The 26,280-nt window shown below is 66.5% G+C and carries 27 protein-coding genes, 1 pseudogene and 1 riboswitch; of the genes and pseudogenes, 24 read left to right on the top strand and 4 right to left on the bottom strand.

Translation table 11 applies throughout. The annotated features are described in order from the left end of the window. Nucleotides 1–169: 169 nt before the first annotated feature. The 14 genes and pseudogenes from paaA (at nucleotide 170) to N5D48_RS18150 (ending at nucleotide 13,688) form a co-directional block, all read left to right on the top strand. A complete protein-coding gene (gene paaA / locus N5D48_RS18215; RefSeq protein WP_279886912.1) occupies nucleotides 170–1,159 on the top strand; it encodes a 1,2-phenylacetyl-CoA epoxidase subunit PaaA in 990 nt (329 codons plus the stop codon). 27 nt (nucleotides 1,160–1,186) lie between these two features. Continuing rightward, nucleotides 1,187–1,468, top strand: a complete 282-nt coding sequence (gene paaB, locus N5D48_RS18210) for a 1,2-phenylacetyl-CoA epoxidase subunit PaaB (RefSeq protein WP_134690727.1) — start codon at nucleotides 1,187–1,189, stop codon at nucleotides 1,466–1,468. Nucleotides 1,469–1,476: 8 nt separating this feature from the next. Beyond that, nucleotides 1,477–2,235 carry a 1,2-phenylacetyl-CoA epoxidase subunit PaaC gene (paaC, locus tag N5D48_RS18205; RefSeq protein ID WP_279886909.1) on the top strand — a complete coding sequence of 253 codons (759 nt, stop codon included), beginning with the start codon at nucleotides 1,477–1,479 and terminating at the stop codon, nucleotides 2,233–2,235. Continuing rightward, nucleotides 2,222–2,743, top strand: coding sequence for a 1,2-phenylacetyl-CoA epoxidase subunit PaaD (gene paaD / locus N5D48_RS18200; protein ID WP_279886907.1), 522 nt, complete (start codon nucleotides 2,222–2,224; stop codon nucleotides 2,741–2,743). Before paaC ends, paaD begins: the two co-directional genes overlap by 14 nt. A 15-nt stretch (nucleotides 2,744–2,758) precedes the next feature. Continuing rightward, nucleotides 2,759–3,835: a 1,2-phenylacetyl-CoA epoxidase subunit PaaE gene (gene paaE, locus N5D48_RS18195; protein WP_279886906.1), complete on the top strand. Its 1,077-nt coding sequence runs from the start codon at nucleotides 2,759–2,761 to the stop codon at nucleotides 3,833–3,835. A 202-nt stretch (nucleotides 3,836–4,037) separates the two neighbouring features. Further along, nucleotides 4,038–4,346 (top strand): DUF485 domain-containing protein, encoded by a 309-nt coding sequence (locus tag N5D48_RS18190; RefSeq protein ID WP_279886904.1) that lies wholly within the window; start codon nucleotides 4,038–4,040, stop codon nucleotides 4,344–4,346. Then, nucleotides 4,337–5,905 (top strand): annotated as a pseudogene (locus tag N5D48_RS18185) (cation acetate symporter); the annotation flags it as partial. The gene N5D48_RS18190 and the pseudogene N5D48_RS18185, both read left to right, overlap by 10 nt. Nucleotides 5,906–5,939: 34 nt before the next feature. Then, nucleotides 5,940–7,172, top strand: a complete 1,233-nt coding sequence (locus N5D48_RS18180) for an OprD family porin (RefSeq protein ID WP_279886902.1) — start codon at nucleotides 5,940–5,942, stop codon at nucleotides 7,170–7,172. A 36-nt stretch (nucleotides 7,173–7,208) separates the two neighbouring features. Next, nucleotides 7,209–9,260, top strand: a complete 2,052-nt coding sequence (paaZ, locus tag N5D48_RS18175; protein WP_279886900.1) for a phenylacetic acid degradation bifunctional protein PaaZ — start codon at nucleotides 7,209–7,211, stop codon at nucleotides 9,258–9,260. Between the two features lie 166 nt (nucleotides 9,261–9,426). Then, a riboswitch (cobalamin riboswitch) is annotated at nucleotides 9,427–9,634 on the top strand. A gap of 107 nt (nucleotides 9,635–9,741) precedes the next feature. Next, complete coding sequence (locus N5D48_RS18170) at nucleotides 9,742–10,518, top strand: ABC transporter ATP-binding protein (RefSeq protein ID WP_279886898.1); 777 nt, start codon at nucleotides 9,742–9,744, stop codon at nucleotides 10,516–10,518. After that, entirely contained in the window at nucleotides 10,515–11,477 is a 963-nt protein-coding gene (locus N5D48_RS18165) for an ABC transporter substrate-binding protein (RefSeq protein ID WP_279886897.1), read from the top strand. The genes N5D48_RS18170 and N5D48_RS18165 overlap by 4 nt, the downstream gene beginning before the upstream one ends. Further along, on the top strand, nucleotides 11,474–12,499 hold the full coding sequence (locus N5D48_RS18160; protein ID WP_279886896.1) for an iron ABC transporter permease: 1,026 nt from the start codon (nucleotides 11,474–11,476) through the stop codon (nucleotides 12,497–12,499). Before N5D48_RS18165 ends, N5D48_RS18160 begins: the two co-directional genes overlap by 4 nt. A 1-nt stretch (nucleotide 12,500) precedes the next feature. Beyond that, entirely contained in the window at nucleotides 12,501–13,229 is a 729-nt protein-coding gene (locus N5D48_RS18155; protein ID WP_279886894.1) for a (2Fe-2S) ferredoxin domain-containing protein, read from the top strand. Between the two features lie 147 nt (nucleotides 13,230–13,376). Next, nucleotides 13,377–13,688 (top strand): hypothetical protein, encoded by a 312-nt coding sequence (locus N5D48_RS18150; RefSeq protein WP_279886892.1) that lies wholly within the window; start codon nucleotides 13,377–13,379, stop codon nucleotides 13,686–13,688. A 17-nt stretch (nucleotides 13,689–13,705) separates the two neighbouring features. Here the strand turns inward: N5D48_RS18150 and N5D48_RS18145 are convergent, their stop codons facing one another. After that, nucleotides 13,706–15,319 (bottom strand): hybrid sensor histidine kinase/response regulator, encoded by a 1,614-nt coding sequence (locus tag N5D48_RS18145; protein WP_279886890.1) that lies wholly within the window; start codon nucleotides 15,317–15,319, stop codon nucleotides 13,706–13,708. A 107-nt stretch (nucleotides 15,320–15,426) separates the two neighbouring features. On the opposite strand from N5D48_RS18145, the gene N5D48_RS18140 reads away from it, so the two are divergent. Further along, nucleotides 15,427–16,038 carry a response regulator transcription factor gene (locus tag N5D48_RS18140; protein WP_279886888.1) on the top strand — a complete coding sequence of 204 codons (612 nt, stop codon included), beginning with the start codon at nucleotides 15,427–15,429 and terminating at the stop codon, nucleotides 16,036–16,038. 15 nt (nucleotides 16,039–16,053) lie between these two features. Here the strand turns inward: N5D48_RS18140 and N5D48_RS18135 are convergent, their stop codons facing one another. Next, nucleotides 16,054–16,275, bottom strand: coding sequence for a DUF6555 family protein (locus N5D48_RS18135; protein ID WP_279886886.1), 222 nt, complete (start codon nucleotides 16,273–16,275; stop codon nucleotides 16,054–16,056). A 190-nt stretch (nucleotides 16,276–16,465) separates the two neighbouring features. Here N5D48_RS18135 and N5D48_RS18130 point away from each other — a divergent pair, with 190 nt between their 5' ends. Then, nucleotides 16,466–17,677 carry a Bcr/CflA family efflux MFS transporter gene (locus N5D48_RS18130; protein WP_279886884.1) on the top strand — a complete coding sequence of 404 codons (1,212 nt, stop codon included), beginning with the start codon at nucleotides 16,466–16,468 and terminating at the stop codon, nucleotides 17,675–17,677. A gap of 4 nt (nucleotides 17,678–17,681) precedes the next feature. Further along, entirely contained in the window at nucleotides 17,682–18,278 is a 597-nt protein-coding gene (locus N5D48_RS18125) for a TetR/AcrR family transcriptional regulator (protein ID WP_279886882.1), read from the top strand. Nucleotides 18,279–18,386: 108 nt separating this feature from the next. On the opposite strand, the gene hpaR is transcribed toward N5D48_RS18125, so the two are convergent. Together hpaR and hpaA are read right to left on the bottom strand one after the other, a co-directional pair. Then, entirely contained in the window at nucleotides 18,387–18,809 is a 423-nt protein-coding gene (hpaR, locus tag N5D48_RS18120; protein WP_279886881.1) for a homoprotocatechuate degradation operon regulator HpaR, read from the bottom strand. A 177-nt stretch (nucleotides 18,810–18,986) separates the two neighbouring features. Next, nucleotides 18,987–19,889 (bottom strand): 4-hydroxyphenylacetate catabolism regulatory protein HpaA, encoded by a 903-nt coding sequence (hpaA, locus tag N5D48_RS18115; protein ID WP_279886879.1) that lies wholly within the window; start codon nucleotides 19,887–19,889, stop codon nucleotides 18,987–18,989. Nucleotides 19,890–20,054: 165 nt separating this feature from the next. Between hpaA and N5D48_RS18110 the strand changes: the two genes are divergently transcribed. The 7 genes from N5D48_RS18110 (at nucleotide 20,055) to hpaI (ending at nucleotide 26,157) form a co-directional block, all read left to right on the top strand. Continuing rightward, nucleotides 20,055–20,729 (top strand): fumarylacetoacetate hydrolase family protein, encoded by a 675-nt coding sequence (locus tag N5D48_RS18110; protein ID WP_279886878.1) that lies wholly within the window; start codon nucleotides 20,055–20,057, stop codon nucleotides 20,727–20,729. After that, nucleotides 20,726–21,502, top strand: coding sequence for a fumarylacetoacetate hydrolase family protein (locus N5D48_RS18105; RefSeq protein WP_279886877.1), 777 nt, complete (start codon nucleotides 20,726–20,728; stop codon nucleotides 21,500–21,502). The genes N5D48_RS18110 and N5D48_RS18105 overlap by 4 nt, the downstream gene beginning before the upstream one ends. Beyond that, entirely contained in the window at nucleotides 21,499–22,959 is a 1,461-nt protein-coding gene (gene hpaE, locus N5D48_RS18100) for a 5-carboxymethyl-2-hydroxymuconate semialdehyde dehydrogenase (protein ID WP_279886875.1), read from the top strand. Before N5D48_RS18105 ends, hpaE begins: the two co-directional genes overlap by 4 nt. 120 nt (nucleotides 22,960–23,079) lie before the next feature. Next, the gene (gene hpaD / locus N5D48_RS18095; RefSeq protein WP_279886874.1) at nucleotides 23,080–24,003 is read left to right on the top strand and encodes a 3,4-dihydroxyphenylacetate 2,3-dioxygenase; all 924 of its coding nucleotides are present in this window, start codon (nucleotides 23,080–23,082) and stop codon (nucleotides 24,001–24,003) included. A gap of 11 nt (nucleotides 24,004–24,014) precedes the next feature. After that, nucleotides 24,015–24,425, top strand: coding sequence for a 5-carboxymethyl-2-hydroxymuconate isomerase (locus N5D48_RS18090; protein WP_279886872.1), 411 nt, complete (start codon nucleotides 24,015–24,017; stop codon nucleotides 24,423–24,425). Between the two features lie 7 nt (nucleotides 24,426–24,432). Beyond that, on the top strand, nucleotides 24,433–25,236 hold the full coding sequence (hpaH, locus tag N5D48_RS18085; RefSeq protein ID WP_279886870.1) for a 2-oxo-hept-4-ene-1,7-dioate hydratase: 804 nt from the start codon (nucleotides 24,433–24,435) through the stop codon (nucleotides 25,234–25,236). 117 nt (nucleotides 25,237–25,353) lie between these two features. Next, nucleotides 25,354–26,157, top strand: a complete 804-nt coding sequence (gene hpaI / locus N5D48_RS18080) for a 4-hydroxy-2-oxoheptanedioate aldolase (protein WP_279886868.1) — start codon at nucleotides 25,354–25,356, stop codon at nucleotides 26,155–26,157. Nucleotides 26,158–26,280: the final 123 nt, after the last annotated feature.

Here is a 26,280-nt window from a genome sequence, read left to right as displayed (position 1 = left end):
CCCCCCCTGTAGGAGCGGCCTTGTGCCGCGAAAGGGCTGCGCAGCAGCCCCGGAAACCTCAAAGCGATACACAAATCATATTTGATACATCAAATACTGTTTGATGTTGTGTTTTGTATCGCTTATAAATGACCCATGCCGCAAGCAGCCCACAACCGGGAGCCCGAACATGTACGCACAGCTAGTGGAAACCGGCGTCAAGCGCCTCAAGACCTTGGAAGAGATGTCGCCCGAAGAGCGCGCCTTCCAGGAAAAGATCGACGCCGAGATCAAGATCGAGGCCAAGAACTGGATGCCCGACGCCTACCGTCAAACCCTCATCCGCCAGATTTCCCAGCACGCCCACTCCGAGATCGTCGGCATGCTCCCGGAGGGCAACTGGGTCACCCGCGCCCCGTCGCTCAAGCGCAAGCTGCAACTGATGGCCAAGATCCAGGACGAGGCCGGCCATGGCCTGTACCTGTACAGCGCCATGGAAACCCTGGGCGCCGACCGCGACGAAGAGATCGCCAAGCTGCACAGCGGCAAGGCCAAGTATTCGAGCATCTTCAACTACCCGACCCTGACCTGGGCCGACATGGGCGCGGTGGGCTGGCTGGTCGACGGCGCGGCGATCGTCAACCAGGTGGTGCTGCAGCGCACCTCCTACGGCCCCTATTCCCGCGCCATGATTCGCATCTGCAAGGAAGAGAGCTTCCACCAGCGCCAGGGCTACGAGCTGCTGCTGACGATGATGCGCCACGGCACCCAGGCGCAGAAGGACATGGTCCAGGACGCCATCGACCGCCTGTGGTGGCCAGCGCTGATGATGTTCGGCCCCAGCGACGAACACTCGCCCAACAGCGCCCAGTCCATGGCCTGGAAGATCAAGCGCCAGACCAACGACGAGCTGCGCCAGCGCTTCATCGACCAGACCGTGCCCCAGCTCGAGCTGCTCGGCTGCACCGCGCCGGATCCGGCGCTCAAGTGGAACGAAGCCCGTGGTCACTATGACTTCGGCGAGATCCAGTGGGACGAGTTCTACGACGTGATCAAGGGCAACGGCCCGTGCAACCAGGAACGCCTGGCCAAGCGCCGCGATGCCATCGAAAGCGGCGCCTGGGTCCGCGAGGCCGCCGTGGCCTACGCCCGCAAGCAACAGAACAAGAACGCCGCCTGAGGCGGCCCGCGATACCGAGGAACCACCATGTCCACCTGGACCCTTTACGAAGTCTTCGTGCGCAGCAAGCACGGCCTGAACCACAAGCACGTCGGCAGCGTGCATGCCGCCGACGCCGCCATGGCCATCGAGAATGCCCGTGAGCTCTATACCCGCCGCAGCGAAGGCGTCAGCCTGTGGGTAGTGCCTTCGGCACTGATCATCGCCTCCTCGCCCGACGAGAAAGACCCGCTGTTCGCCCCGGCCGACGACAAGGTCTACCGGCACGCCAGCTTCTACGAGCTGCCCGCCGAAGTCGGCCATATGTGAGGCGCGCCATGCACAAGCAAGCACTGATTCAATACCTGCTGCTGCTCGGCGACAGTGCCCTGATCCAGGGCCAGCGCCTGTGCGAGTGGTGCGGCAAGGCGCCGGCGCTGGAGGAAGAACTGGCGTTGATGAACGTCGGCCTCGACCTGGTTGGCCAGGCCCGCAACTGGCTGGAATACGCCGCCGAGCTGCTCGACGATGGCCGCGATGCCGATGCCCTGGCGTTTCGTCGCGACGAGCGCGCCTTGCGCAACCTGCTGCTGGTCGAGCAGCCCAACGGCGACTATGCCGTGACCATGCTCAAGCAGTTTCTCTACGACGCCTGGCACCACGCCGTGCTCGAAGACCTGTGCGCCTCGCGCGACGAGCGCATCGCCGGCATCGCCGCCAAGGCCTGCAAGGAGGTGACCTACCACCTGCGCCGCTCGGGCGAGTGGGTGCAGCGCCTGGGCGGCGGCACCGAGCAAAGCCGTCGGCGCATGCTCGATGCCATCGCGCCGCTGTGGCGCTTCACCGTCGAGCTGACCGCCGCCAGCGACGGCGAGGCGCAACTGGCCCAGGCCGGCATCGCCGCCGAGCCGACGCAGGTCGCCCGCCGTTGGCTGGCCACGGTCGGCGCGATCTTCGCCTCGGTCGAGCTGCCGCTACCCCAGCCCGCGGGCCACTTCTATCTCGATGGACGCAAGGGGTTGCACACCGAGCACTTGGGCCTGCTGCTGGCCGAGATGCAGTTCCTGCCGCGAGCCTATCCCGATGCGACCTGGTGAGCTGATTGCCGGCGATCGGGGCGCCCGCGCCATGCGCGACGGCGACCTGGCCCACGCCTGGACGGTGCTGACCGAGGTGATGGATCCGGAAGTGCCGGTGGTCAGCGTCGTCGACCTTGGCATCGTCCGCGACCTGGCCTGGCGTGCAGGCCACCTGCACCTGGTGGTCACCCCGACCTATTCCGGCTGCCCGGCCACCGAGGTGATCGAGCAGGAGATTCGCCAGGCACTGGAGCAGGCCGGATTCGCCGAACCGGCCCTGGAGCGTCGGCTCACTCCAGCCTGGAGCACCGACTGGATCAGCGACCAAGGTCGCGAACGCCTGCGCGCCTATGGCATCGCCCCGCCTGCCGGCAGCGCCAGTTTGCACGGGCAACCCAGGGTGTGCTGCCCGCAATGCGCCAGCAGCGACACCGAACTGCTCAGCCAGTTCGGCTCCACCGCCTGCAAGGCCCTGTATCGCTGCCGCGCCTGCCTGGAACCGTTCGACTATTTCAAATGCCTGTGAGCCGTGGAGAACGCCATGAGCCAGTTTCACCGCCTGACCGTCAAGCAAGTGCGTCAGGAGACCCGCGACGCGGTGTCCATCGCCTTCGATGTGCCCGCGCACCTGCAAGGCGATTTCCGTTTTACCCAGGGCCAATACCTGGTGATGCGCACCCACCTGGACGATGAAGAGGTGCGCCGCTCCTACTCGATCTGCAGCGCTGTACAGGATGGCGAACTGCGGGTCGCGGTCAAGCGCGTGCCGGGCGGGCGCTTCTCGGCCTTTGCCAACGAAGTGCTCAAGGCCGGCCAGCAGCTCGAGGTGATGCCGCCGTCGGGCAGCTTCTTCGTGCCGCTGGACCCGGCGCGGCGCGGTCATTACCTCGGCGTGGCCGCCGGCAGCGGCATCACGCCGATCCTGTCGCTGATCGCCACGACGTTGGCCAGCGAACCGCACAGCCGCTTCACCTTGCTGTATGGCAACCGAGCCAGCAACAGCGCGCTGTTCCGCGATCGCCTGGAAGACCTGAAGAACCAGTACCTGGAGCGCCTCAACCTGATCTTCGTGTTCAGCCGCGAACAGCAGGATGTCGACTTGTACAACGGCCGCATCGATAGCGACAAGTGCGCGCAGCTGTTCTCCCGCTGGCTCGACGTGAAAGCGCTGGACGCCGCGTTTATCTGTGGTCCCCAGGCCATGACCGAGACCGTGCGCGACAGCCTGCGGGCCAATGGCCTGGCCAACGAGCGCATCCATTTCGAGCTGTTCGCCGCAGCCGGTGGCCAAGCCCGTCGCGAGGCCCGCGAGGCGGCGCGCCAGGTGGACTCGGCAGTCAGTCATGTCACCGTGATCAGCGATGGTCGCGCGCTGGCCTTCGATCTGCCGCGCAACACCCAGAGCGTGCTCGACGCCGGCAACGCCATCGGCGCCGAACTGCCCTACTCGTGCAAGGCCGGCGTGTGCTCGACCTGCAAGTGCAAGGTGATCGAAGGCGAGGTGGAGATGGACAGCAACCATGCCCTGGAAGACTACGAAGTGGCGGCCGGGTACGTGCTGTCGTGCCAGACCTTCCCGTTGAGCGACAAGGTGGTGCTCGATTTCGATCAGCTTTGACGCCGAGGCGCCTGTATCCCTGTAGGAGCGGCCTTGCGTCGCGAAAGGACCGCAAAGCGGTCCCCGGGATCTGCAACATTGCAAATATTGCCGGGGCTGCTGCGCAGCCCTTTCGCGACACAAGGCCGCTCCTACAGGGGCGGTGCAAGCAACACCCGCGTGACCTGAAAAAACAATTACAACAACCAGAGAGAACGCTCCCATGACACCCGAACACCTCGAGTCCATCAGCAATCACCCCGCCTTCCGCCAACTGATCAAGCGCAAACGCCGCCTCAACGGCTCACTGACCCTGACCATGCTTGTCGCCTACTACGGCTTCGTCCTGCTGGTGGCCTTCGCCCCCGGGGTACTCGGCCAGTCCCTGAGCGGCGGCGTGACCAGCGTCGGCATGCTGGTCGGGGTGTTGATGGTGCTGCTGTCCTTCGCCCTCACCGGCATCTACATGCATCGCGCCAACCGCGTCATCGACCCGCTCAACGACCAGGTCCGGCAGGAGTGCGCACGATGAACTGGACCGCCATCTCGATGTTCCTGGTGTTCGTCTGCTTCACCCTGCTGGTGACCCGCTGGGCCGCCCTGCGCACCCGCTCGGCCAGCGACTTCTACACCGCCGGCGGCGGCCTGACCGGCATGCAGAACGGCCTGGCGATCGCCGGCGACATGATCAGCGCCGCGTCCTTCCTCGGCATCTCGGCGATGATGTTCATGAACGGCTACGATGGCCTGCTCTACGCCCTGGGCGTGCTGGCCGGCTGGCCGATCATCCTGTTCCTGATCGCCGAGCGCCTGCGCAACCTGGGCAAGTACACCTTCGCCGACGTGGTCTCCTATCGCCTGGCCCAGGCCCCGGTACGCCTGACCTCGGCCTTCGGCACCCTGGCCGTGGCGCTGATGTACCTGGTGGCGCAGATGGTCGGCGCCGGCAAGCTGATCGAGCTGCTGTTCGGCATCAGCTACCTGTACGCGGTGATGCTGGTGGGCGTGCTGATGGTGCTGTACGTCACCTTCGGCGGCATGCTCGCCACCACCTGGGTGCAGATCATCAAGGCGGTGATGCTGCTGTCGGGCACCACCTTCATGGCGTTCATGGTGCTCCGGCACTTCGGCTTCAGCACCGAGGCGATGTTCGCCAGCGCCGTGGCGGTGCATGCCAAGGGCCAGGCGATCATGGCCCCGGGGGCGCTGCTGTCCAATCCGGTGGACGCCATTTCCCTGGGCCTGGGCATGATGTTCGGCACCGCCGGCCTGCCGCACATCCTCATGCGCTTCTTCACCGTCAGCGACGCCAAGGAAGCGCGCAAGAGCGTGTTCTACGCCACCGGCTTCATCGGCTACTTCTACCTGCTGCTGATCGTCATCGGCTTTGGCGCCATCGTCATGGTCGGCACCGAGCCGTCCTACCGCGACGCCACGGGCGCGATCATCGGCGGCGGCAACATGGTCGCGGTGCACCTGGCCCAGGCGGTGGGCGGCAACCTGTTCCTCGGTTTCATTTCGGCGGTGGCTTTTGCCACCATCCTCGCCGTGGTCGCGGGTCTGGCACTGTCCGGCGCCTCGGCGGTGTCCCACGACCTGTACGCCTGCGTGGTGCGCAAGGGCCAGGCCAGCGAACGGGAAGAAATGCGCATGTCGCGCATCGCCACCCTGGTGATCGGCCTGTTCGCGGTGGTGCTGGGGCTGCTGTTCGAGTCGCAGAACATCGCCTTCCTCTCCGGCCTGGTGCTGGCGGTGGCCGCCTCGGTCAATTTCCCGGTGCTGCTGCTGTCGATGTTCTGGAAAGGCCTGACCACCCGCGGCGCGGTGTGCGGCAGCCTGGCCGGCCTGTTGTCGGCGATCTTGCTGGTGGTGCTGGGCCCGGCGGTATGGGTCAACGTGCTGCACCACGAACGGGCGCTGTTCCCCTACAGCAACCCGGCGCTGTTCTCCATGTCACTGGCCTTCCTCGGCGCCTGGGCGTTCTCGGTGACCGACGGCTCGCAGCGCGCTCGCCAAGAGCGCGGACGCTACCTGGCCCAGTTCATTCGCTCCATGACCGGCATCGGTGCCGCCGGCGCCAGCAAGCACTGACCTCAAAACAATAACAATATCGGGAACAACAACAATGAACCGCATGCGTCTCACGTCAGCCGCCTGGCTGGCGACCCTCGCCCTGCCCCTGCCGGCCATGGCGGATTTCATCGACGACAGTCACGCGCGCATCGAACTGCGCAACCACTACATCAACCGCGACTTCCGCCAGGACAACGCGCCACAGAACAAGGCCGAGGAATGGGGCCAGGGCTTCACCGCGCGCTTCGAGTCGGGCTTCACCGACGGACCAGTCGCTGTCGGCGTGGATGCCATGGGCCAGCTGGGCATCAAGCTCGACTCCAGTCGCGACCGGCGCAATACCGGCCTGCTGCCCTATGGGCCGAACAGCCTGGAACCGGTGGACGACTACAGCGAACTGGGCCTGACCGCCAAGCTGCGGGTGTCGAAAAGCACGCTGCGCCTGGGCACCTTGCAGCCGATCCTGCCGGTGGTGGTGTACAACGATACCCGCCTGCTGTCCTCGACCTTCCAGGGCGGCCTGCTGACCAGCCAGGAGCTCGATGGGCTGACCTTCAACGGCGGACGCCTGACCAAGAGCAACCTGCGCGATTCCTCCGGGCGTGACGATATCGGCTATGGCGCCGCGAGCAGCGATCACTTCGATTTCGCCGGCGGCAGCTATGCCATCACCCCGCAGACCAGCGTCAGCTACTACTACGCCAAGCTCGAGGAGATCTATCGCCAGCAGTATGTCGGGCTGCTGCACACTCAGCCCCTGGCCGAAGGCGTGAGCCTGCGCGGCGACCTGCGCTACTTCGACAGCCGCGGCGATGGCGCCGAACGCGCAGGGCGCATCGACAACCGCAACTTCAACGCCATGTTCACCCTGGGCGTCAAGGCGCACAAGTTCACCGCCACCTGGCAGCAGATGTCCGGCGACAGTGCCTTCCCGTTCCTCAACGGCGGCGATCCGTACACCGTCAACCTGGTGACCTACAACACCTTCACCCGTGCCGGCATCGACTCCTGGCAACTGCGCTACGACTACGACTTCGTCGCGCTGGGCATCCCCGGCCTGAGCTTCATGACCCGTTACACCGACGGTCGCCACGCCGAGACCGCCACCGTCGGCAACGGCCGCGAGCGCGAACGCGACACCGACATCACCTACGTCATCCAGAGCGGCCCGTTCAAGGACGTCAGCCTGCGTTGGCGCAACGTCACCTTCCGCTCTGGCAACGGCCTGACCAACGCCCTGGACGAGAACCGCCTGATCATCGGCTACACCCTGGCGCTGTGGTAACTGCGCCCTGTCCTTTAGAACTGCTTGGAGAACAGCATGTCCGCCGCCCCTACCCTGCAAAGCTTCATCGCCGGTCGCTGGATCGGCCAGCACGGCGCCCAGGCTCTGCGCAGCGCCCTCGACGGCCACATCCTGGCCCACAGCCCAGAAGAACGCCCGGACTTCGCCGAAGCCGTGGACTTCGCCCGCGCCCAGGGCCTGCGAGAGTTGCTGGCCATGGACTTCCAGCAGCGCGCCGCGCGCCTGAAAGCGCTGGCACTGTACCTGGCCGAACGCAAGGAACAGCTGTACGCCCTTTCCCACCACTCTGGCGCCACCCGCGCCGACAGCTGGATCGACATCGAGGGCGGCAACGCCACGCTGTTCGCCTATTCCAGCATGGGCCGACGCGACCTGCCGTCGGGCAACCTGGTGCATGAAGGCCCGGCGATCCCACTGGGCAAGCAAGGTCATTTCGCCGGCAGCCACATCCTGGTGCCACGCGCCGGCGTGGCCGTGCATATCAACGCCTTCAACTTCCCGATCTGGGGCATGCTGGAGAAGTTCGCCCCGACCTTCCTCGCCGGCATGCCGTGCATCGTCAAGCCGGCCACGTCGACCAGCTACCTGAGCGAAGCCGTGGTGCGCCTGATGCACGCCTCCGGCTTGCTGCCGGCCGGCAGCCTGCAGCTGGTGATCGGCAGCACCGGCGATCTGCTCGACCGCCTGCAAGGCCAGGACGTGGTGACCTTTACCGGTTCCGCCGACACCGCCGCCAAGCTGCGCGTCACGCCGAACCTGATACGCCACTCGGTGCCGTTCACTGCCGAGGCCGACTCGCTCAACTGCGCGATCCTGGGGCCGGACGTCAGTCCCGACAGCGAGGAATTCGAGCTGTACATCAGGGAAGTGGCGCGGGAGATGACCACCAAGGCCGGGCAGAAATGCACGGCAATCCGTCGTGCGATCGTTCCGGCCAGGCATCTCGATGCCGTGGCCAGCCGCCTGCGCGAACGTCTGCGCAAGGTGGTGGTGGGCGATCCTTCGGTGGAGGGCGTGCGCATGGGCGCATTGGCCTCCCACGATCAGCAACGCGACGTCGCCGAGCGCGTGCGCCTGTTGCTGGACAGCTGCGACCAGCTGCTGGGCGCCAGTGACGGCTTCGCGCCGGTAGGCCAAGGCGTGGCCGAAGGCGCGTTCTTCGCCCCGACCCTGTTGCTGGCCCGTGATCCCCACGCCGATGGCGGCGCCCACGATATCGAGGCGTTCGGCCCGGTCAGCACGCTGATGGCCTATGACGACCTCGATGAAGCCCTGGCCCTGGCCGCCCGTGGCAAAGGCAGCCTGGTGGCGACCCTGGTGACCGCCGACCGCGCCGTGGCGGCCCGCGCCATTCCGGTTGCGGCCGCCTGGCACGGGCGTCTGCTGGTGCTCGACAGCGAAGCGGCCAAGGAATCCACCGGCCACGGCTCGCCTTTGCCGCAACTCAAGCACGGCGGCCCAGGGCGTGCGGGGGGCGGCGAAGAGCTGGGTGGCTTGCGCGCGGTGAAGCACTACCTGCAGCGCGCCGCGGTCCAGGGCTCACCGAGCATGCTGATGGCCGTGACCGGCGAATACGTGCGTGGCGCCGAGGTGATCGAGACCGAGGTCCATCCCTTCCGCCGTCATTTCGACGACCTGCGCATCGGCGAGTCGCTGCTCACTCACCGTCGTACCGTCACCGAAGCCGATCTGGTCAGCTTCGGCTGCCTGTCGGGCGATCACTTCTACATGCACTTCGATGACATCGCCGCCAAGCAATCGCAGTTCGGCAAGCGCATCGCCCATGGCTACTTCGTGCTGTCGGCGGCGGCCGGGTTGTTCGTCAGCCCCGGTGAAGGGCCGGTGCTGGCCAACTACGGCCTGGACACCCTGCGCTTCATCACGCCGGTGGGCATCGGCGATACCATCCAGGCGCGGCTGACCTGCAAGCGCAAGATCGACCAGGACAAGGCCAGCCCGCTGGGGCAGCCCCAGGGCGTGGTGGCCTGGGATGTGGAAGTGACCAACCAGCTGGGTGAGCTGGTGGCCAGCTATGACATCCTGACGCTGGTGTCGAAGCGCGAGTAGCACATAACCCATTGACTCAGCGGGGCTCTGTGGGAGCGGCTTTAGCCGCGAACACCGGCGCAGCCGGTGCCATTCACCGTGGCGCCTGCTTCGCGACGGTTCGGCGTCCCGACAAACCCGCTCCCAGAGGGTGCGCGCATTGACTCATCCGCGCATTAATGCTCAGATGCGCCCCTTGTTTTCAGGTGTCCCTGGCCGCCGCGCCAGGGGTTAAACGGGAAGCCGGTACCGCGCCTTGCGCGGGTAGTCCGGCGCTGCCCCCGCAACGGTAAGCGAGCAAGGCATTCGACAGACCACTGTGCCGCCGGCATGGGAAGGTGAATGCCCCATGACCCTCGCAAGCCCGGAGACCGGCCTGGAACCCCTGTTGGCTACTCCCGCGGTGGGCGGGTGCGCGCCGGTCTTGCGGCCTCCTGCTGTCTGCAATGCCTTCACGCACGCTCACCGTCGGGCTCATTCACTTCGCGACGGTGGCTTTTCCATGGCTTCGCCCCTCCTGCGCATCGAGCGCCTGCGTTGGTCGCCATTCTCCGGCGCGCCGCCCCTGCTCGAGGGCATCGACCTCGACGTGCACCCCGGCGAGTGCGTCGGCCTGATCGGCCCCAACGGCAGCGGCAAGACCAGCCTGCTGCGCTGCGCCTACCGCTTCAGCCGGCCGCAGGCCGGACAGGTACTGTTCGAGGGCCAGGACATCTGGCACCAGCCACCGCGCTGGCTGGCGCAGCGCATCGCGGTCATGCAGCAAGAATTTCCCGAGGACTTTGGCCTGAGCGTGCGCGACGTGGTCGCCATGGGCCGTACCCCCCACCTGGGTTGGCTGGACGGTGACGGCGACCCGGCGCCGATCGACCAGGCCCTGCATCAATTGGGCCTGGACGCGCTTGCCGGGCAGGGCTTCAGCGGCCTGTCCGGTGGCGAGAAGCAACGCGTGCTGCTGGCCCGCGCCCTGGCCCAGCAGCCGCGCCTGCTGGTGCTGGACGAGCCGACCAATCACCTGGACCCACGCCACCAGCTCGCGCTGCTGCACCACCTGCGCGGTACCGGCCTGAGCCTGCTGGCCAGTTTCCATGACCTGAACCTGGCGGCGACCTACTGCGATCGGCTGTACGTGATCGAGCAAGGGCGCATCGTCGCCCAGGGCACGCCCGCCCAGGTCCTGACCGAGCAGTGCCTGGCCGAGGTATTCGGTGTCCACGCCCTGGTCGACCGCCATCCCGTGGGGCAGCACCCACGCATCACCTGGATCAGCCACGCATGAAGCGCCTGCTCTGCACCCTGCTCGTTGCCCTGCCCCTGCACGCCCTGGCCGGCGACTACCCCGTCAGCGTGCGCAGTTGCGACCGCGACGTGACCTTCGCGCATGCCCCGCAGCGGGCCGTCAGCCACGATGTCAACCTGACCGGCATGCTGCTGGCCCTGGGCCTGCGCGAGCGCATGGTCGGCTACAGCGGCATCAGCGGCTGGAAAAGCCTCGATCCGTCGATGCGCCAGTCCTTGCGCGGCCTGCCGGAACTCGCCCCGCGCTACCCGTCGGTGGAGAACCTGCTGGATGCCGACGCCGACTTCCTGTTCGCCGGCTGGAGCTACGGCATGCAGGTCGGCGGGCCGGTCACCCCGCAGCGCCTGGCGGCCTTCGGGATCCCGGTGTACGAGCTCAGCGAGTCCTGCTCGCGCATCATGCCCAGGCCGCCCGCGAGCCTCGACGACCTGTACACCGACCTGGCCAACCTGGGGCGGATCTTCGCTGTGACCCCTCGGGCCGAAACCCTGATCGAGGAGCTGCGCCAGCGCGTGGCGCGGGTGACCACTGCACTGGCCGGCGCGCACGCCCGGCCCCGGGTCTTTCTCTACGACAGCGGCGAAGACCGCCCGACCACCTCTGGCCGCCTGGGCATGCCCCAGGCGCTGATCACCACGGCAGGTGGCGACAACGTCATGGCCGACGTGCGGGCCAGCTGGACCGAGGTCAGCTGGGAAAGCGTGGTCGAGCGCGACCCCGAAGTCATCGTGATCGTCGACTACGGACCGACATCCTGGCAGCACAAGCGCGACTTCCTGCTCCAGCATCCAGCCCTGGGCGACGTCACCGCCATCCGTGAACGGCGCTTCGTGGTGCTGTCGTACCTGCAGGTGACGCCCTCGGTGGACAACGCCGCGGCGATCGAGCGCCTGGCGGCCGCCCTGCATCCACGGCTGTTCGCCGGAGCCCGGCAGTGATGCCGGTGCGCAGCCCGGCAGCCTATCGCCTGCTGCTGGGCGGGCTGCTCGTCGCCTTGCTGCTGTCCTGCCTGCTGTCATTGGGCTTTGGCGCGGCGCAGGTGCCGTTGGCCAAGGTGCTGGATATCGTCCTGCAGGCGCTGGGAGTCGCCCAGGGTGGCGATGTCAGCCGCGGCCAGGCGCAGATCGTCTGGCAACTGCGCGCGCCACGGGTGCTGCTCGGTGCGCTGGTGGGCGCTGGGTTGGCCTTGGTTGGCGGCGCGCTGCAGGCGGTGACGCGCAATCCGCTGGCCGACCCGCACCTGCTGGGCGTGAGTTCTGGGGCAGTGCTGGGGGCGGTGCTGGTGGTGCTGTTCCTCGGGCCGTTCGCCGGGGTCTTCAGCCTGCCGCTGGCGGCCTTCCTCGGGGCGCTGGGTTGCATGGTGCTGGTGATGGGCGTGGCCAGCCGGCGCGGTCGGCTGGACAGCGACCGACTGCTGCTGGCCGGGGTAGCGGTGTCGTTCGTAGTGATGGCGCTGGCCAACCTGCTGCTCTACACCGGCGATCCACACGCGGCCAGTTCGGTGATGTTCTGGATGCTCGGCGGCCTGGGGCTGGCGCAATGGTCGCTGCTGTGGCTGCCGGCGCTGGCCGTGCTGGGCGGGTTGCTCCTGCTGATGGGCCTGGCGCGCGCGCTCAATGCGCTGATGAGCGGTGAGCAGACCGCCGTGAGCCTGGGCTTCGACACCCGTCGGGTACGCGCCCAGGTGTTCGTGGGCTGCGCGCTGCTGACCGGGGTACTGGTGTCGCTGTCCGGGGCCATCGGCTTCGTCGGCCTGATGCTGCCGCACATGGCTCGGCGCCTGGTCGGTGCCGAACATCGCCGGCTGCTGCCGGCCTGCGCGCTGCTCGGCGCGCTGTTCGTGGTGTGGGTGGACATGGCGGCGCGCACCCTGATCGCGCCCCAGGACCTGCCGATCGGCATCGCCACGGCGGCGATCGGTGGGTTGTTCTTCATCATGCTGCTGCGCAGGAAACCCTGAAATGAGCCATGACCAGGTGCTGTTCGTCGGGCCCGACCTGTCCACCGGCAGTGCCAGCGAAACCTTTCGCCAGCAATTGCTGGTGCTGCGCGGCCCCACGGTAGTCGATGCCCTGATCGATACCGCGACAGGCTTCGACGCGCTGTGGCTGGCGGTACGGCGCTTTATCGACCAAGGCTGCGGCACGCTGTTGCTGATCGACCTGGACCCCAGCGCCGACAGCGCCTACCTCGACTGGCTGCGCAGTGAGCTGGCTCAGCTGGCGGGCTCGGCCGAGGTCGCCGGGCGGCTGTTCGTCAGCACGCCGCTGCTGGGCCGCCAGCCGCTGTCGGCGAGCCGCGCCTGCGCGCTGATCGAGCAGGGTGACGAGCAGGCGAGCTGCGCGGGCGTGGCCGATGTCGCGGCCAAGCCCGACTGGTCACGCATTCCGCCGCACCGCCATCAACTGTTCCTGTGCATCGGCGCGCGCTGCGTGCGACGCGGCGCCCTGCCCTTGTGGAAGCACGTGCGTCAGCGCCTGGCCACGGCGGCGGCGATCGAAACGGCGGACGGCGTGCTGATCACCCGCACGCACTGCCAGTACCCCTGCAACCGTGGCCCGATCGCCACCGTGCATCCCGCCGGCCATTGGTACCAGGTCGCCAACCTGGCCGACGCCGACCGCCTGGTGGACGAACAACTGCTCGCCCATCGCCCTGCCGAAGCCATCCTGATCGCTCGCCAGCCCTGAGGCAGGCAAATGGCCATCTAGTACACCTGAGCTACAGCGCTTGCCAAGGCCCCGGGGCTATAGTCGTCCCAATCGCCCTCGCCGCCAGTCCATCCCCTTCCTGGCGGCCAGGGCGGTGCATTCAAACAATGCCAAGGAAGCTTCACGATGAAAGCCATGTTCCGTACCCTCAAGCCGCTGGCCGTGCTCGCCATGGCCGCCGGCCTGGTCGCCTGCCAGACCGCCAACCCCAGCGCAGACACCCTCAAGCAACGTTCGCAGGTCACCCTCGGCGTGCCGGTGAGCAAAGTCAGCAATGTGCGCAGTGATTCCAGCACCACCTACTTCACCGCCACCACCGCCAAGGGCACCTATGACTGCCAGGTGGCCAGCGGTGGCATGATCGCCGTGGCCGGCATGGGGCTTACCACCCCGTCGCCGACTTGCTGGAAAGAAGGCCAGGCCCCGGTATTCCAGTGACCCCTGCCGGCGCCGGCCTAGCTGACCGGCGCCGCTTCCCTGAGGCCACGCAAGGCCGCACGCAGCTCGGCCGGTCGCACCGGCTTGCTCAGCACCTCGATGCCACGCGCCTGCAACGCCGCCTGCAAGCGGTCGGTGTCGTGCCCGGTCATGATCAATGCCGGCACGGCCCGGCCGCGTTGGGCGCGCAGGTTGTCGATGCAGTCGATGCCCGTCGCCTGCGGCCCGAGGTCGTAATCCGCGACGATCACATCACAGTCGCTGGTCAGGCCATCGGGCGACGCCACGGCCTGGACTTCGCAGCCCCAGCGGCGCAAAAGGGCCGAGGTGGCCTGCAGCACGTTGCGATCATCTTCGACCAGGCACACCCGCAGGCCGGTCAGCAGCCCCGCCTCTTGCACCCATTCGTTGCTCGCCCGAGGCGCATGCGCGGGCACCTTGGGCAGGCCCTGCAGGGTCACGGTCGTACCATGCCCAGGACACGAGGACAGGCTCACCTCCAGCCCGAGCAAGTGGCCCAGACGCTTGACGATGGCCAGCCCCAGGCCCACGCCTTCGACATCCTTGTCACGTGTCTCGCGCACCCGATAGAACTCCTCGAACACCTTGCCCTGGTGCTCCTTGGCGATGCCTCGCCCCTGATCGCACACGACAATGGCCAACCCAGGGCCACGCGGTCGCACGCCGATCAGCAACGGCCGGCCGGCTGCGTACTTGAAGCTGTTGGACAGCACGTTCTGCACCATGGTCGTCAGCATGCCTGGATCGCTGCGGGTCCAGTGGCGGCTTGGCACGAGGCGCATTTCCACCCCGGCCCAGCGCGCGGCCTCGCTGTTCTGGCGCAGCAATTCGCGCAGCAGGCCATCCACGGCGAAGCTCTCGCACTTGGGTTGCACCCGGCCATTGTCCAGGGTGTAGAGGTCGAGGATCGAACGGAACAGCTGCGAAACGTTGTGCAGCGAGCGGTCGATGCTGTCCACCAGGCGCCGTTCCTCCTCGCCAAGGCGCGCTTCGCGCAGGCAGGCGGTGAACAGGCCGATGGAGTGGATGGGCTGGCGCAGGTCGTGGCTGGCCTGGGCGAGGAAACGCGATTTCTCGCGGGTCGCCGCCTCGGCCAGCGCCGTGGCCTTGCGCGTGCGCTCCAGGAGCAGGTGGGCGTAGAACGGGATCAGCGTGCTGGTGGTCAACAGCATCGGCAGCAGAAACGGCTGTTCCTGCCAGTACGGCGTCAATCGCCACACCACCAGCAACGAGGCCAGGGCCAGCACGGTGGCGATGGCCAGGTAGCGCGAGCCGAAGCGCATGCCGTTGCCCAGGTTGATCCACACCATCACCGCGTACAGCGGCAAGGCCGTCTCGCCGCCGACCACCAGTCCGAAACTGGTACCGGTGTAGTCCCCGAGCATGCCGAAGATCCGTCGCGCCGGGTAGTGCCCTGGCCAGCGCTTGATGGCCTGGCGCATGGCGATCGAAACGACCACGAAAGCGGCGTAGTAGAGCACCACCGGCAGATAGGTGATGGGCGAACGACCCGGCAGGAAACCCAGCAGCGCGACATAGGTGATCGCACACGAGGCGACGATGATGCGCAGGTTGGCTTGATCCAGTTCGTTGTTCTTCTCGAACTTCATGGGGTAACGTCCTTGTGCGCCAGTAGGCATTTTCCACATCCGGCCAGAGAAACGGCCACAGCTGGCTGCTAAATTAGCATGTGTCGCAGGACAGGGAGTTACAGGACGTGAGTTGTCGCATCATCGTGGCGGATGACCATCCGCTGTTCAGGGAGGCCATGGTCAGCACCGTGCGGCGCATCCTGCCCGAGGCCCGCCTGGAGCAGGCCGGCACCCTGCACGACGTGCTCAGGCTGGCCGGCGACGGCGATCCGCTCGACACGCTGATCCTCGACTTGCGCTTTCCTGGCCTCACCTGCATCGGGCGCCTGGTCGAGCTGCGCCAGCAATTTCGGCGCACCACCCTGATCATCGTGTCGATGGTCGACGAACCAGAAGTGATCGGCCAGGTCATGGCCGCCGGCGCGGATGGTTTCATCGGCAAGAGCATCAGCCCGGAAGAATTCGGCGCGACGATCCTCGCCATTCGCGAAGGGGAAGTGCTGGTCAGGTACCTGCCCAGCGGGCTGTTGCCACCGTCCGCCGCCAGCGAACTGGAGCAGCTGACCCACCGTCAGCAGGACGTGTTGCGCCTGATCGCCCAAGGCAAGACCAACAAGGAGATCGCCCGGGCCCTGGACATCTCGCCGTTCACCGTGCGCATCCACGTCTCGTCGCTGCTCAAGACACTCAACGTCCCGACCCGCACGGCGGCGGCGGTGAAGTACTCCGGCAACTGAGCCGCGACCGTTCGCTCATACGCGCCAGCGCACCTCGGTGATCCCGTAGCGTTCGGCCATTGGTCGGCTGACCTTCCTGATCTTCTCGCGCCCGAATTTCGGGATGATGCCCAGCCCCGCGTCGCAACTGGCCCAGTGCCAGGCGTCGGCATTGTCCAGGTGTTCCAGGCGGATGATGAACCGCCGTGGCTGGCCATGCAGGTGGTATTCGATGGTGTACAGCTGCGGACTTGGCATCGCGAGAGGCCCTCCTTTTTCCATGGATGACACCCTGACTGATCGGTCCTGCGCGGGAAAATTCAAAAGAAAATCGCCGCGAGTGGATGAAAGGTGCGCGCGGCAGCCGTTGACCCTCCCTGGCATTCTGACTATGCTTCGCCAGCCTACCTATCGGTAGGTTTCTTTTCGTTCAACGGATGTACACGTCATGCCCAGCACTGCCAACCTGCGCTTCGCCGCCTCCCTCGCCCTGATCGGCGCCCTTGGCCCTTCGGCCATCGACATGTACCTGGCCAGCCTGCCGGAGATGGCCCGCGAGTTCGCCACCGGTTACAGCCAGGTGCAGCTGACCTTGACCGTGTTCCTGCTGGCCATGGGGGCTGGTCAGTTGCTGTTCGGGCCGCTGGTGGACGCCCTGGGGCGTCGACGTCCACTGCTGGTCGGGCTGATGGTGTTCAGTGCGGCGTCGCTGGCCGCGGCGGCCGCGCCATCGCTGGAGCTATTGCTGCTGGCGCGCCTGGCGCAGGGGCTGGCCAGCGCCCTCACCCTGGTGGTGATCATGAGCATGGTGCGCGACACCGCCGAGGGCGCGCGGGCGGCGCAGATCTTCGCGCTGTTGATGACCATCGAAGGCCTCGCCCCGATCCTTGCCCCGGCGCTCGGTGGCCTGGTCGACGCGGCCTATGGCTGGCGGGCGATCATGCTGGTGTTGGCCGGCCTGGGCCTGCTGACCCTGCTCAACTCGACGCTGGCGCTCGATGAAACGCTGCCCCGGGCGCAGCGGGTGCGTCCGGCGCCAGCCACGGTGTGGCGCACCTATGCGCGCATCGCCGCCGATGGCGCCTTCCTGCGCCCTGCCCTGGCGCTGTCGGCGGTGTTCTTCTTCCTGTTCGCCTACATCGCCGGCTCGGCCTATGTGTACCAGCAGCATTTCGGCCTCACCAGCGCGCACTTCGGCCTGTTGTTCGGTGGCTGCGGCGTCGCCATCTTGCTTGGCGCCGCGTTGTCCGGCCACTGGGTGACCCGGCACGGCGTCGCTCGCGTGGCCTGGTGGGGAGCCCTGTGCATGGGTGCCGGCGCGCTGCTGATGGTCGGCGCGGGCGTGGCCGATGCCGGGCTGGCACCTATGCTGGCTGGCGTGGTGCTGGCGCTGTTCGGCCTGGGGATCTGCGAAGCCACCTTGATGGCCCTGGCAATGTCCTCGCAGCAGCGTGACGTCGGCTCGACGGCCGCCCTGCTCGGCGCCCTGCAACTGGTGATCTCGTCCAGCGCCACGCCGCTGGCCGGGCATCTGGCCACCGTCGGGCCCTCGGCCTGGGCCTGGTTGCTGGCCGCCGCCGCCCTGGTCATCGTTGGTTTGACCCGCGCGACCTTGGCAAAGACAATCAGCGCCTCGCACTACAGCGTCAATCCGGAGTGATGCCTTGAAAGCCCTGACCCCTTCCGCCGCGCGCATCTGTGAGCATGCCGTCGACCATTTCGCCGAACACGGCTACGACGGCTCGTCACTGAACGAGATCGCCGCCCTGGCGGGCATGCGCAAGGCTTCGCTGTACGCGCATTTCGCCAACAAGGACGCGCTGTTCGTGTGTGCCTTCGAGCGGGCGCTGGCCGACGAGACCGCCTACGTCGAGGCGGGCTTCGCCCATGAAGCGGCAGGCCGGGAGGCGCCGGGGCACTGGCACCCGCTGCATCTGGCCGAGCGCTACGCCGCCTCGGCCAACCTGCGCTTCGTGCTGCGCACCGCGTTTCTGCCACCGGCGCCGATCCGCCCGGTGGTTACCAGCGGCTTCGAGCACTACCTGGAACAGATCCGCCAGGGCTTCTGCCAGGCCCTGCGCGAACGGCACGCCTGGGCCCGCGGCGATGGCAACAAGCTGGAACTGTATGGCGATGCGTACCTTGGCATCATCGACAGCCTGCACGTGGAGTTGTTGTACGCGAACCCGGCGGTGTACGCGCGGCGGGCGGCTTCGTTGCTGAAGATTCTCGATGATTCGCTGAATCTTGCCGGGCTGTAGCAGGACCCTGTACACGACTAAAGGGCCCTATCGCGGGGCAAGCCCGCTCCCACGTTTATCCGTGGGAGCGGGCTTGCCCCGCGATAGGGGTGACCAGCGCTCACGGTATCAGGGCCTGACTTTCTTCAGCTCATTCAGTAGTCCCATCAACTGTTCCAGCTTGTCGGCGCCGAACTGGCGCTGGATCTCCTGGTAGTTGCGCTCCATCTCCTCGCTCATCGCCAGGAATGCCTGTTGCCCACGCACGGTCAGGCTGATGAAGATCCGCCGCTGATCCTCCGGCGACTTGCGCCGGCCTACCAGGCCGTCGCGTTCCAGGCGCTTGAGCACGCCGCTCATGCTCGGCTTGAGAATGCAGGCCAGGTCCGCCAACTGGTGGCTCTCCAGCTCGCCCTGCTGACGCAGGATGCGAATCACCCGCCATTGCTGCTCGGTCAGGTCATGGGCGTTGAGCGCCGGACGGAAGAACGCCATGGTTGCTTCGCGGGCTTGCAGCAGGGTCAATGTCAGGGAAGGTCTTGGATTGGTCATCAGGATAAGGCACTGGTTTCATTAAGATATTAATAAAGTGAAATACATTTTCACCCGCGCTGTCCAGCCCCTGTGAAAAGTACCAGCGCTTCTGCCAAACGCCCATTTTCTCTCGCCTGGCGTCCCCGCACGATCGAGGTGAAGCGTATGGCTCGCAGGCGTCCCATCATGCCCCTCTCAACGCAAGGCCGTCTGGCGCTGGCGATATTCCCCCGGCGTCATCTGCGCATGACGCTGGAAGAACCGGCTGAAATAGGCCGGGTCCTTGAATCCCAGGCGGTAGCAGATTTCGTTGGCCGATCCGCCGGAGTACAGCAGCAGTCGCCGCGCCTCCTGCATCAGCCGCTCGAACACCAGGCGCTTGGAAGGCAGGTCGGCGATGCGCCGGCATACGTCGTTCAGACGCGCCTCGGTCACGCCCAGCGCCGCGGCGTAGGCCGGCAATGTCCAGTGGTCGAGGTAATGGTGCTCGATCAGCTCGTTGAAGCGGTGGAACAGCTGCAGGTCCTCATGCCTGGCCGGCGTGGCCGTCAGCGAGTTGGCGCTCAGACGCAACAGACTGATCATCACCAGGCGCGCCAGGTCCTGTACCGCGGTGCCCTGCCCCGCCTGGCCATGGCCGAGCTCGTCGCCAAGCAGCTCGAACAATTGCTCCAGGCGCCGCACTTCCTCCGCCGCCGGCCCTTGCAAGCGGCCGAGCGCGACACAGGCCGGCTGCAGGCGCGGGCCTGGCGCAAGCCCAGGCTCGGCCTGCAGCAGTTGCCAGACCAGCTGCTGGCGCACGGTCAGCACATAACCGTCGGCATCGGCCTCGGTGACGAAGGCATGGGGAATGGTCGGCGGGGTGAGGAAGAACATCGGTCCGGATTCGTGATAGCGCTGATCGTCCAGGTAGACCCGCACACTGCCGGTCTTCACGTAGTGCACCTGGAAAAAGCGATCGTGGCGATGCACCGGCATGTTGCGGCCGAAGAACCCGGCCAGGTTGCCGAGCCGGTCGCAGTGTACCTCGCTGTCGCTGTAGCGCTGGTCGTAGACCTGCCCGATGTTGATGTTGGGGATCGGCTGTCGTTCTTTCATTGTTGTTGTTCTCGCAGCAGTGAAACGCGCCGGGGAAATCATCGTAGCACCACCGGGCAGCGGCGAATGCCTTGACGATCGTTAACATATTAAATATAACGTTAACACATTAACAAAAACACCATGAAGCGTCCTCGACCGCTTCACTCACCGCAGGAGAAAAGCATGAGCCGTGCCTTGCATGAGGTCGCCAGCGGCAGCCTGTTCGGCGTCGCCCTGAACTACCAGGGCTTGCTGCAACAGCACCTGGCGTCCTTCCACGAAGCGCCCTACCAGCAACCGCCAGTCAAGCCGGTGCTGTTCATCAAGACCCCGAACACACGCAATGGCCACGCCCTACCGGTCACCTACCCATCGGGAGTCGAACGCTTGCAGCCGGGGCCTGCGCTGGGTGTGGTGATCGGCAAGCACGCCAGCCGCGTCAGTGTCGACAACGCCCTCGACCATGTGGCGGGCTACACCGTGGTCAACGAGTTCAGCCTGCCCGAGGACAGCTACTACCGCCCTGCGGTCAAGGCCAAGTGCCGCGACGGCTTCTGCCCCCTCGGCCCGCAACTGGTGCCGGCCGCGCAGGTCGGCAATCCCGATGCGCTGGGCATCCGCCTGTGGGTCAACGGCGAGTTGCGCCAGCAGAACAACACCGCTAACTGCGTGCGCGGCGTGGCGCAACTGATTGCCGAGATCAGCGAGTTCATGACCTTGCATGCCGGCGACGTGCTGATCACCGGCACCCCGGAAGGCCGCGTCGATGTGCTGCCCGGCGACCGGGTGACGGTCGAGATCGACGGCCTCGGCCAACTGACCAATTCCATCGTCGCCGAACAAGGATTCGCCCCATGAAGCACGCCCGCATCCAGTTCGACGGCCAGGTCCATCAGGTCACCGTCGAGCACGACCAGCAACTGCGCCTGGCCGATGGCCGCTTGGTCCACGCCAGTCAAGTCACCTGGCTGCCACCGGCCACCGGCAGCATGTTCGCCCTGGGCCTGAATTACGCCGACCACGCCGCCGAGCTGGCCTTCACCCCGCCCACCGAGCCCCTGGCATTCATCAAGTCGCCGGGCACCTACACCGGGCACGAGCAAGTCACCTGGCGCCCGGACAACGTCAAGTACATGCACTACGAGTGCGAGCTGGTGGCGGTGATCGGCAAGCCGGCGCGCAACGTCAGGCGCGAGGATGCCCTCGAGTACCTGGCCGGCTACACGGTGTGCAACGACTACGCCATCCGCGATTACCTGGAAAACTACTACCGGCCCAACCTGCGGGTGAAGAACCGTGACGCCACCACCCCGGTCGGCCCGTGGATCGTCGATGTCGCCGATGTGCCGGACCCGTCGAACCTGACCCTGCGCACCTGGATCAACGGCGAGCTGAAACAGCAAGGCAGCACCGCCGACATGATCTTCGACATCCCCTACCTGATCGAATACTTCTCCAGCTTCATGACCCTGCAGCCCGGCGACATGATCGCCACCGGCACCCCGGAGGGCCTGGCCGACGTGGTGCCGGGCGACGAAGTGGTGGTCGAGGTGCAAGGCGTTGGCCGGCTGGTCAACCGGATCGTCAGCGAAGCCGAGTTCTTCGCCCGCAAACAAGAGGCAACAGCATGATCAAGCACTGGATCAACGGCCGCGAAGTCGAGAGCCGCGATGTCTTCATCAACTACAACCCGGCCACCGGCGAAGCGATCGGCGAGGTGGCCAGCGGCGGTGCCGAGGAAGTCGCCCAGGCCGTGGCCGCGGCCAAGCAGGCCTTTCCGAAGTGGGCCAACACCCCGGCCAAGGAGCGTGCCCGGCTGATGCGCCGCCTGGGCGAGCTGATCGACCAGAACGTCCCGCAGCTGGCCGAGCTGGAGACCCTGGACACCGGCCTGCCGATCCACCAGACACGCAACGTGCTGATCCCCCGGGCCTCGCACAACTTCGACTTCTTCGCCGAAGTGTGCACGCGCATGGACGGCCACAGCTATCCGGTCGACGACCAGATGCTCAACTACACCCTGTACCAGCCGGTGGGCGTGTGCGGGCTGGTGTCGCCGTGGAACGTGCCGTTCATGACCGCCACCTGGAAGACTGCGCCGTGCCTGGCCCTGGGCAACACCGCGGTGCTGAAGATGAGCGAGCTGTCGCCGTTGACGGCCAACGAGCTGGGCCGCCTGGCGGTCGAGGCCGGGATTCCCGACGGCGTGCTGAACGTGATCCAGGGCTACGGCGCCACGGCCGGTGATGCCCTGGTGCGTCATCCGGACGTGCGCGCCATCTCCTTCACCGGTGGCACCGCCACCGGCCGCAAGATCATGCAGAGCGCAGGCCTGAAGAAGTACTCCATGGAACTGGGCGGCAAGTCGCCGGTGCTGATCTTCGAGGACGCCGACCTGGAACGCGCGCTGGACGCCGCGCTGTTCACCATCTTCTCGCTCAACGGCGAGCGCTGCACCGCCGGCAGCCGGATCTTCATCCAGGAAAGCGTGTATCGGCAGTTCGTCAGCGAGTTCGCCGCCCGTGCCAAGCGCCTGATCGTCGGCGATCCGACCGACCCGAAGACCCAGGTCGGCTCGATGATCACCCAGCAGCACTACGACAAGGTCACCGGCTACATCCGCATCGGTCTCGAGGAAGGCGCACGCCTGGTGGCTGGAGGCCTGGAGCGTCCGGCCGGGCTGCCGGCGCACCTGGCCAAGGGGCAGTTCATCCAGCCGACGGTGTTCGCCGACGTGAACAACAAGATGCGCATCGCCCAGGAAGAGATCTTCGGCCCGGTGGTCTGCCTGATCCCGTTCAAGGACGAGGCCGAGGCGCTGCAGCTGGCCAACGACACCGAGTACGGCCTGGCCTCGTACATCTGGACCCAGGACATCGGCAAGGCCCACCGCCTGGCCCGCGGTATCGAGGCGGGCATGGTGTTCATCAACAGCCAGAACGTGCGCGACCTGCGTCAGCCGTTCGGTGGCGTAAAGGGTTCGGGTACCGGCCGCGAAGGCGGGCAATACAGCTTCGAGGTCTTCGCCGAAATCAAGAACGTGTGTATATCCATGGGTAGCCATCACATTCCACGCTGGGGCGTGTAACGCTTCACATCACTTCCCACAGGGGCAGCGCTGAACCTGTGGGAGCGGGTTTACCCGCGAATCGAGGGCACAGCCCTCGCCATGGACACCAAGAACAACAACCTTCAGCAGGAGATACCCATGGGCAAGCTCGCTCTCGCCGCCAAGATCACCCATGTGCCCTCGATGTACCTGTCCGAACTGCCCGGCCCGCGCCAGGGCTTTCGCCAGGCGGCCATCGACGGCCATCACGAGATCGGCCGGCGCTGCCGCGAACTGGGCGTGGACACCATCGTCGTGTTCGACACCCACTGGCTGGTCAACGCCAACTACCACATCAACTGCGCCGCGCACTTCGAAGGCCTGTACACCAGCAACGAATTGCCGCACTTCATCGCCAACATGACCTATGGCTTCCCCGGCAACCCCGAACTGGGACGGATCCTGGCCGACGAATGCAACCGCCAGGGCGTGGAAACCATGGCCCACGACGCCACCACCCTGGCCCCGGAATACGGCACCCTGGTGCCGATGCGCTACATGAACGCCGACCGGCATTTCAAGGTGGTCTCGGTCTCGGCGCTGTGCACCTCGCACTATCTCAACGACAGCGCGCGCCTGGGCTGGGCCATGCGCAAGGCGGTCGAGGAGCACTACGACGGCACCGTGGCCTTCCTCGCCAGCGGCTCGCTGTCGCACCGTTTCGCCCAGAACGGTCAGGCGCCGGACTTCGCCACCAAGGTCTGGAGCCCGTTCCTGGAGACCCTCGACCACCGGGTCGTGCGCATGTGGCAGGACGGCGACTGGGCCGATTTCTGCGCGATGCTGCCCGAGTACGCGGTCAAGGGCCACGGCGAAGGCTTCATGCACGACACCGCCATGCTGCTCGGTGCCCTGGGTTGGTCGAAGTACGACGGCAAGGCCGAGGTGGTGACGCCGTATTTCGGCTCCTCCGGCACCGGCCAGATCAACGCGATCTTCCCGGTCACCGCGCAGGACGGTACGAGCATTCCTGCCGCCCAAGCCTCGAACCCGGCCGGCGTGGCCTCCACCAGCCGCCTGTAAGGAGCACCGCGATGCCCCATCTGGTCCTGCTCTACAGCCCGGATATCGAAGCCGACGCCGATATGCCCGGCCTGTGCCGGGCGCTGGCCGACTGCATGCTCGCCCAGCGCGACGAACATGATCGGCAGGTGTTCCCCACAGGCGGCACCCGCGTGCTGGCCTACCCCGCCGCCCACGCCGCGATCGCCGATGGCCACGGCGACTACGGCTTCGTCTACGCCAACCTGCGCATGGGCAGCGGCCGCAGCGCCGCGGTGCACCAGCAGGTCGGCGATGCGCTGCTGGCTGTCTTGCGCCGGCACCTGAACGCGCTGCTGGAACGTCGCCCGGTCGGCGTGACCCTGCAAATCGATGAAAGCCAGGCGCAGGTATACGACGCCAAGCACAGCAGCCTGCACCCCCTGTTCACCCGTCAGCCCTGAGGTTTCCATGCTCGACGCCTACATCATCCAGCAAGCCGCTGCCCGTCTCGACCAAGCCGAGCGCTCCCGCGAACAGGTCGGCCAGTTCTCCCTGGAACACCCCTCGATCAGCATCGAGGACGCCTACGCCATCCAGCGCGCCTGGGTGGCGCAGAAGATCAAGGACGGCCGCAGGCTGGTCGGTCACAAGATCGGCCTGACCTCTCGCGCCATGCAAGTCTCGTCGAACATCACCGAGCCCGACTATGGCGCGCTGCTCGACGACATGTTCTTCGACGAAGGCAGCGATATTCCCTTCACGCGCTTCATCGTGCCCAGGGTCGAGGTGGAGCTGGCCTTTCTGCTCGGCAAGCCGCTCAAGGGGCCGAACGTGACCTTGTTCGATGTGCTCGACGCCACCGAGTGGGTGATTCCGGCCCTGGAAATCATCGATGCACGCATACAGCAGGTCGACCCGGTCAGCGGCGCCACCCGCAAGGTCTTCGATACCATCTCCGACAACGCCGCCAACGCCGGGGTGGTCATGGGCGGGCGCGCCGTGCGACCGGGCGACATAGACCTGCGCAAGGTGCCGGCGGTGCTGTATCGCAACGGTGTGATCGAGGAGTCCGGGGTTTCGGCGGCGGTGCTCAACCACCCGGCCAAGGGCGTGGCCTGGCTGGCCAACAAACTGGCCCCCTACGACGTGGGCCTGGAAGCCGGGCAGATCATTCTCGGCGGTTCGTTCACCCGCCCCGTGGCCGCGCGCCCGGGCGACACCTTCCATGTCGACTATGACCAGCTGGGCTCGATCGCCTGCCGGTTCGTCTGAGGTCTGCCTGTGGGAGCGGGTTTACCCGCGAAAGCGTCGTCAGCATCGCCATCGCATTCGCGGGTAAACCCGCTCCCACAGTGTCCCCCCGAAACCCTGATTCAACGAGGAGCGCCCATGGACATGCCCATCAACACCTTCAAGCAACGCCTGCGCGGCGGCCAGGCGCAGATCGGCCTGTGGCTCGGCCTGGCCGACCCGTATTGCGCGGAACTGGCGGCCAACGCCGGTTTCGATTGGCTGCTGCTCGACGGCGAGCACGCGCCCAACGACTTGCGCAGCCTGCTCGGCCAGCTGCAGGCCGTGGCGCCCTACCCGGCCCAGCCCATCGTGCGGCCGGTGATCGGCGATACCGCGCTGATCAAGCAGTTACTCGACATCGGTGCCCAGACCCTGCTGGTGCCCATGGTCGAAAGCGCCGAGCAGGCTCGCCAGCTGGTGCGTGCGGTGCGCTACCCGCCGTACGGTGTGCGTGGTGTGGGAAGTGCGCTGGCGCGGGCTTCACGCTGGAACAGCATCCCCGGTTACCTGGACCTGGCCGACGAACAGGTGTGCCTGCTGGTGCAGATCGAGAACCGCGAGGGGTTGGCAAACCTGGACGAAATCTGCGCCGTCGAAGGCGTGGACGGGGTGTTCATCGGGCCGGCGGACCTGAGCGCGGCCATGGGACACCGGGGCAATCCGGGGCATCCCGAAGTGCAGGCGGCTATCGAAGGCGCCATCGCGCGGATTGGCCGGGCCGGCAAGGCGGCGGGCATTCTCAGTGCCGACGAGACACTTGCGCGGCGCTATATCGAGCTGGGGGCGGCGTTTGTCGCCGTTGGGGTGGATACCACCGTGCTGATGCGCGGCTTGCAGCGGTTGGCGGGGGTATTCAAGGAAGGAGTGGCGAGCCCGATTGCCCAGGGTGGGGTTTACTGACGTTTGCAAGGGGTAGGCCAAAAGCGTTCGTCGATGGATGTTCTGCGCCTGTGAGATCGAGCGCCGCCCGCGCGGCGTATCGCGACGCAAGGCCGCTCCTACATTTGTTGCAACGTGCCGAAC

It is taken from the genome of Pseudomonas sp. GD03858 (assembly GCF_029840925.1).
Classification (GTDB): Bacteria; Pseudomonadota; Gammaproteobacteria; order Pseudomonadales; family Pseudomonadaceae; genus Aquipseudomonas.
Note: the sequence above shows the minus strand (reverse complement) of the source record. Positions and strands in the feature narration are given on the sequence as shown.

What these genes read in the sequence shown, in the direction of transcription:
- N5D48_RS18090 (WP_279886872.1), top strand. Translation starts at nt 24,015, where the DNA reads ATGCCCCATCTGGTCCTGCTCTACAGCCCGGATATCGAAGCCGACGCC.
- N5D48_RS18145 (WP_279886890.1), bottom strand. Translation starts at nt 15,319, where the DNA reads ATGAAGTTCGAGAAGAACAACGAACTGGATCAAGCCAACCTGCGCATC.
- paaA (WP_279886912.1), top strand. Translation starts at nt 170, where the DNA reads ATGTACGCACAGCTAGTGGAAACCGGCGTCAAGCGCCTCAAGACCTTG.
- hpaR (WP_279886881.1), bottom strand. Translation starts at nt 18,809, where the DNA reads ATGACCAATCCAAGACCTTCCCTGACATTGACCCTGCTGCAAGCCCGC.
- paaC (WP_279886909.1), top strand. Translation starts at nt 1,477, where the DNA reads ATGCACAAGCAAGCACTGATTCAATACCTGCTGCTGCTCGGCGACAGT.
- paaB (WP_134690727.1), top strand. Translation starts at nt 1,187, where the DNA reads ATGTCCACCTGGACCCTTTACGAAGTCTTCGTGCGCAGCAAGCACGGC.
- N5D48_RS18180 (WP_279886902.1), top strand. Translation starts at nt 5,940, where the DNA reads ATGAACCGCATGCGTCTCACGTCAGCCGCCTGGCTGGCGACCCTCGCC.
- N5D48_RS18155 (WP_279886894.1), top strand. Translation starts at nt 12,501, where the DNA reads ATGAGCCATGACCAGGTGCTGTTCGTCGGGCCCGACCTGTCCACCGGC.
- paaD (WP_279886907.1), top strand. Translation starts at nt 2,222, where the DNA reads ATGCGACCTGGTGAGCTGATTGCCGGCGATCGGGGCGCCCGCGCCATG.
- hpaE (WP_279886875.1), top strand. Translation starts at nt 21,499, where the DNA reads ATGATCAAGCACTGGATCAACGGCCGCGAAGTCGAGAGCCGCGATGTC.
- N5D48_RS18130 (WP_279886884.1), top strand. Translation starts at nt 16,466, where the DNA reads ATGCCCAGCACTGCCAACCTGCGCTTCGCCGCCTCCCTCGCCCTGATC.
- N5D48_RS18150 (WP_279886892.1), top strand. Translation starts at nt 13,377, where the DNA reads ATGAAAGCCATGTTCCGTACCCTCAAGCCGCTGGCCGTGCTCGCCATG.
- paaE (WP_279886906.1), top strand. Translation starts at nt 2,759, where the DNA reads ATGAGCCAGTTTCACCGCCTGACCGTCAAGCAAGTGCGTCAGGAGACC.
- N5D48_RS18190 (WP_279886904.1), top strand. Translation starts at nt 4,038, where the DNA reads ATGACACCCGAACACCTCGAGTCCATCAGCAATCACCCCGCCTTCCGC.
- hpaH (WP_279886870.1), top strand. Translation starts at nt 24,433, where the DNA reads ATGCTCGACGCCTACATCATCCAGCAAGCCGCTGCCCGTCTCGACCAA.
- N5D48_RS18110 (WP_279886878.1), top strand. Translation starts at nt 20,055, where the DNA reads ATGAGCCGTGCCTTGCATGAGGTCGCCAGCGGCAGCCTGTTCGGCGTC.
- hpaA (WP_279886879.1), bottom strand. Translation starts at nt 19,889, where the DNA reads ATGAAAGAACGACAGCCGATCCCCAACATCAACATCGGGCAGGTCTAC.
- N5D48_RS18165 (WP_279886897.1), top strand. Translation starts at nt 10,515, where the DNA reads ATGAAGCGCCTGCTCTGCACCCTGCTCGTTGCCCTGCCCCTGCACGCC.
- hpaD (WP_279886874.1), top strand. Translation starts at nt 23,080, where the DNA reads ATGGGCAAGCTCGCTCTCGCCGCCAAGATCACCCATGTGCCCTCGATG.
- N5D48_RS18135 (WP_279886886.1), bottom strand. Translation starts at nt 16,275, where the DNA reads ATGCCAAGTCCGCAGCTGTACACCATCGAATACCACCTGCATGGCCAG.
- paaZ (WP_279886900.1), top strand. Translation starts at nt 7,209, where the DNA reads ATGTCCGCCGCCCCTACCCTGCAAAGCTTCATCGCCGGTCGCTGGATC.
- hpaI (WP_279886868.1), top strand. Translation starts at nt 25,354, where the DNA reads ATGGACATGCCCATCAACACCTTCAAGCAACGCCTGCGCGGCGGCCAG.
- N5D48_RS18105 (WP_279886877.1), top strand. Translation starts at nt 20,726, where the DNA reads ATGAAGCACGCCCGCATCCAGTTCGACGGCCAGGTCCATCAGGTCACC.
- N5D48_RS18170 (WP_279886898.1), top strand. Translation starts at nt 9,742, where the DNA reads ATGGCTTCGCCCCTCCTGCGCATCGAGCGCCTGCGTTGGTCGCCATTC.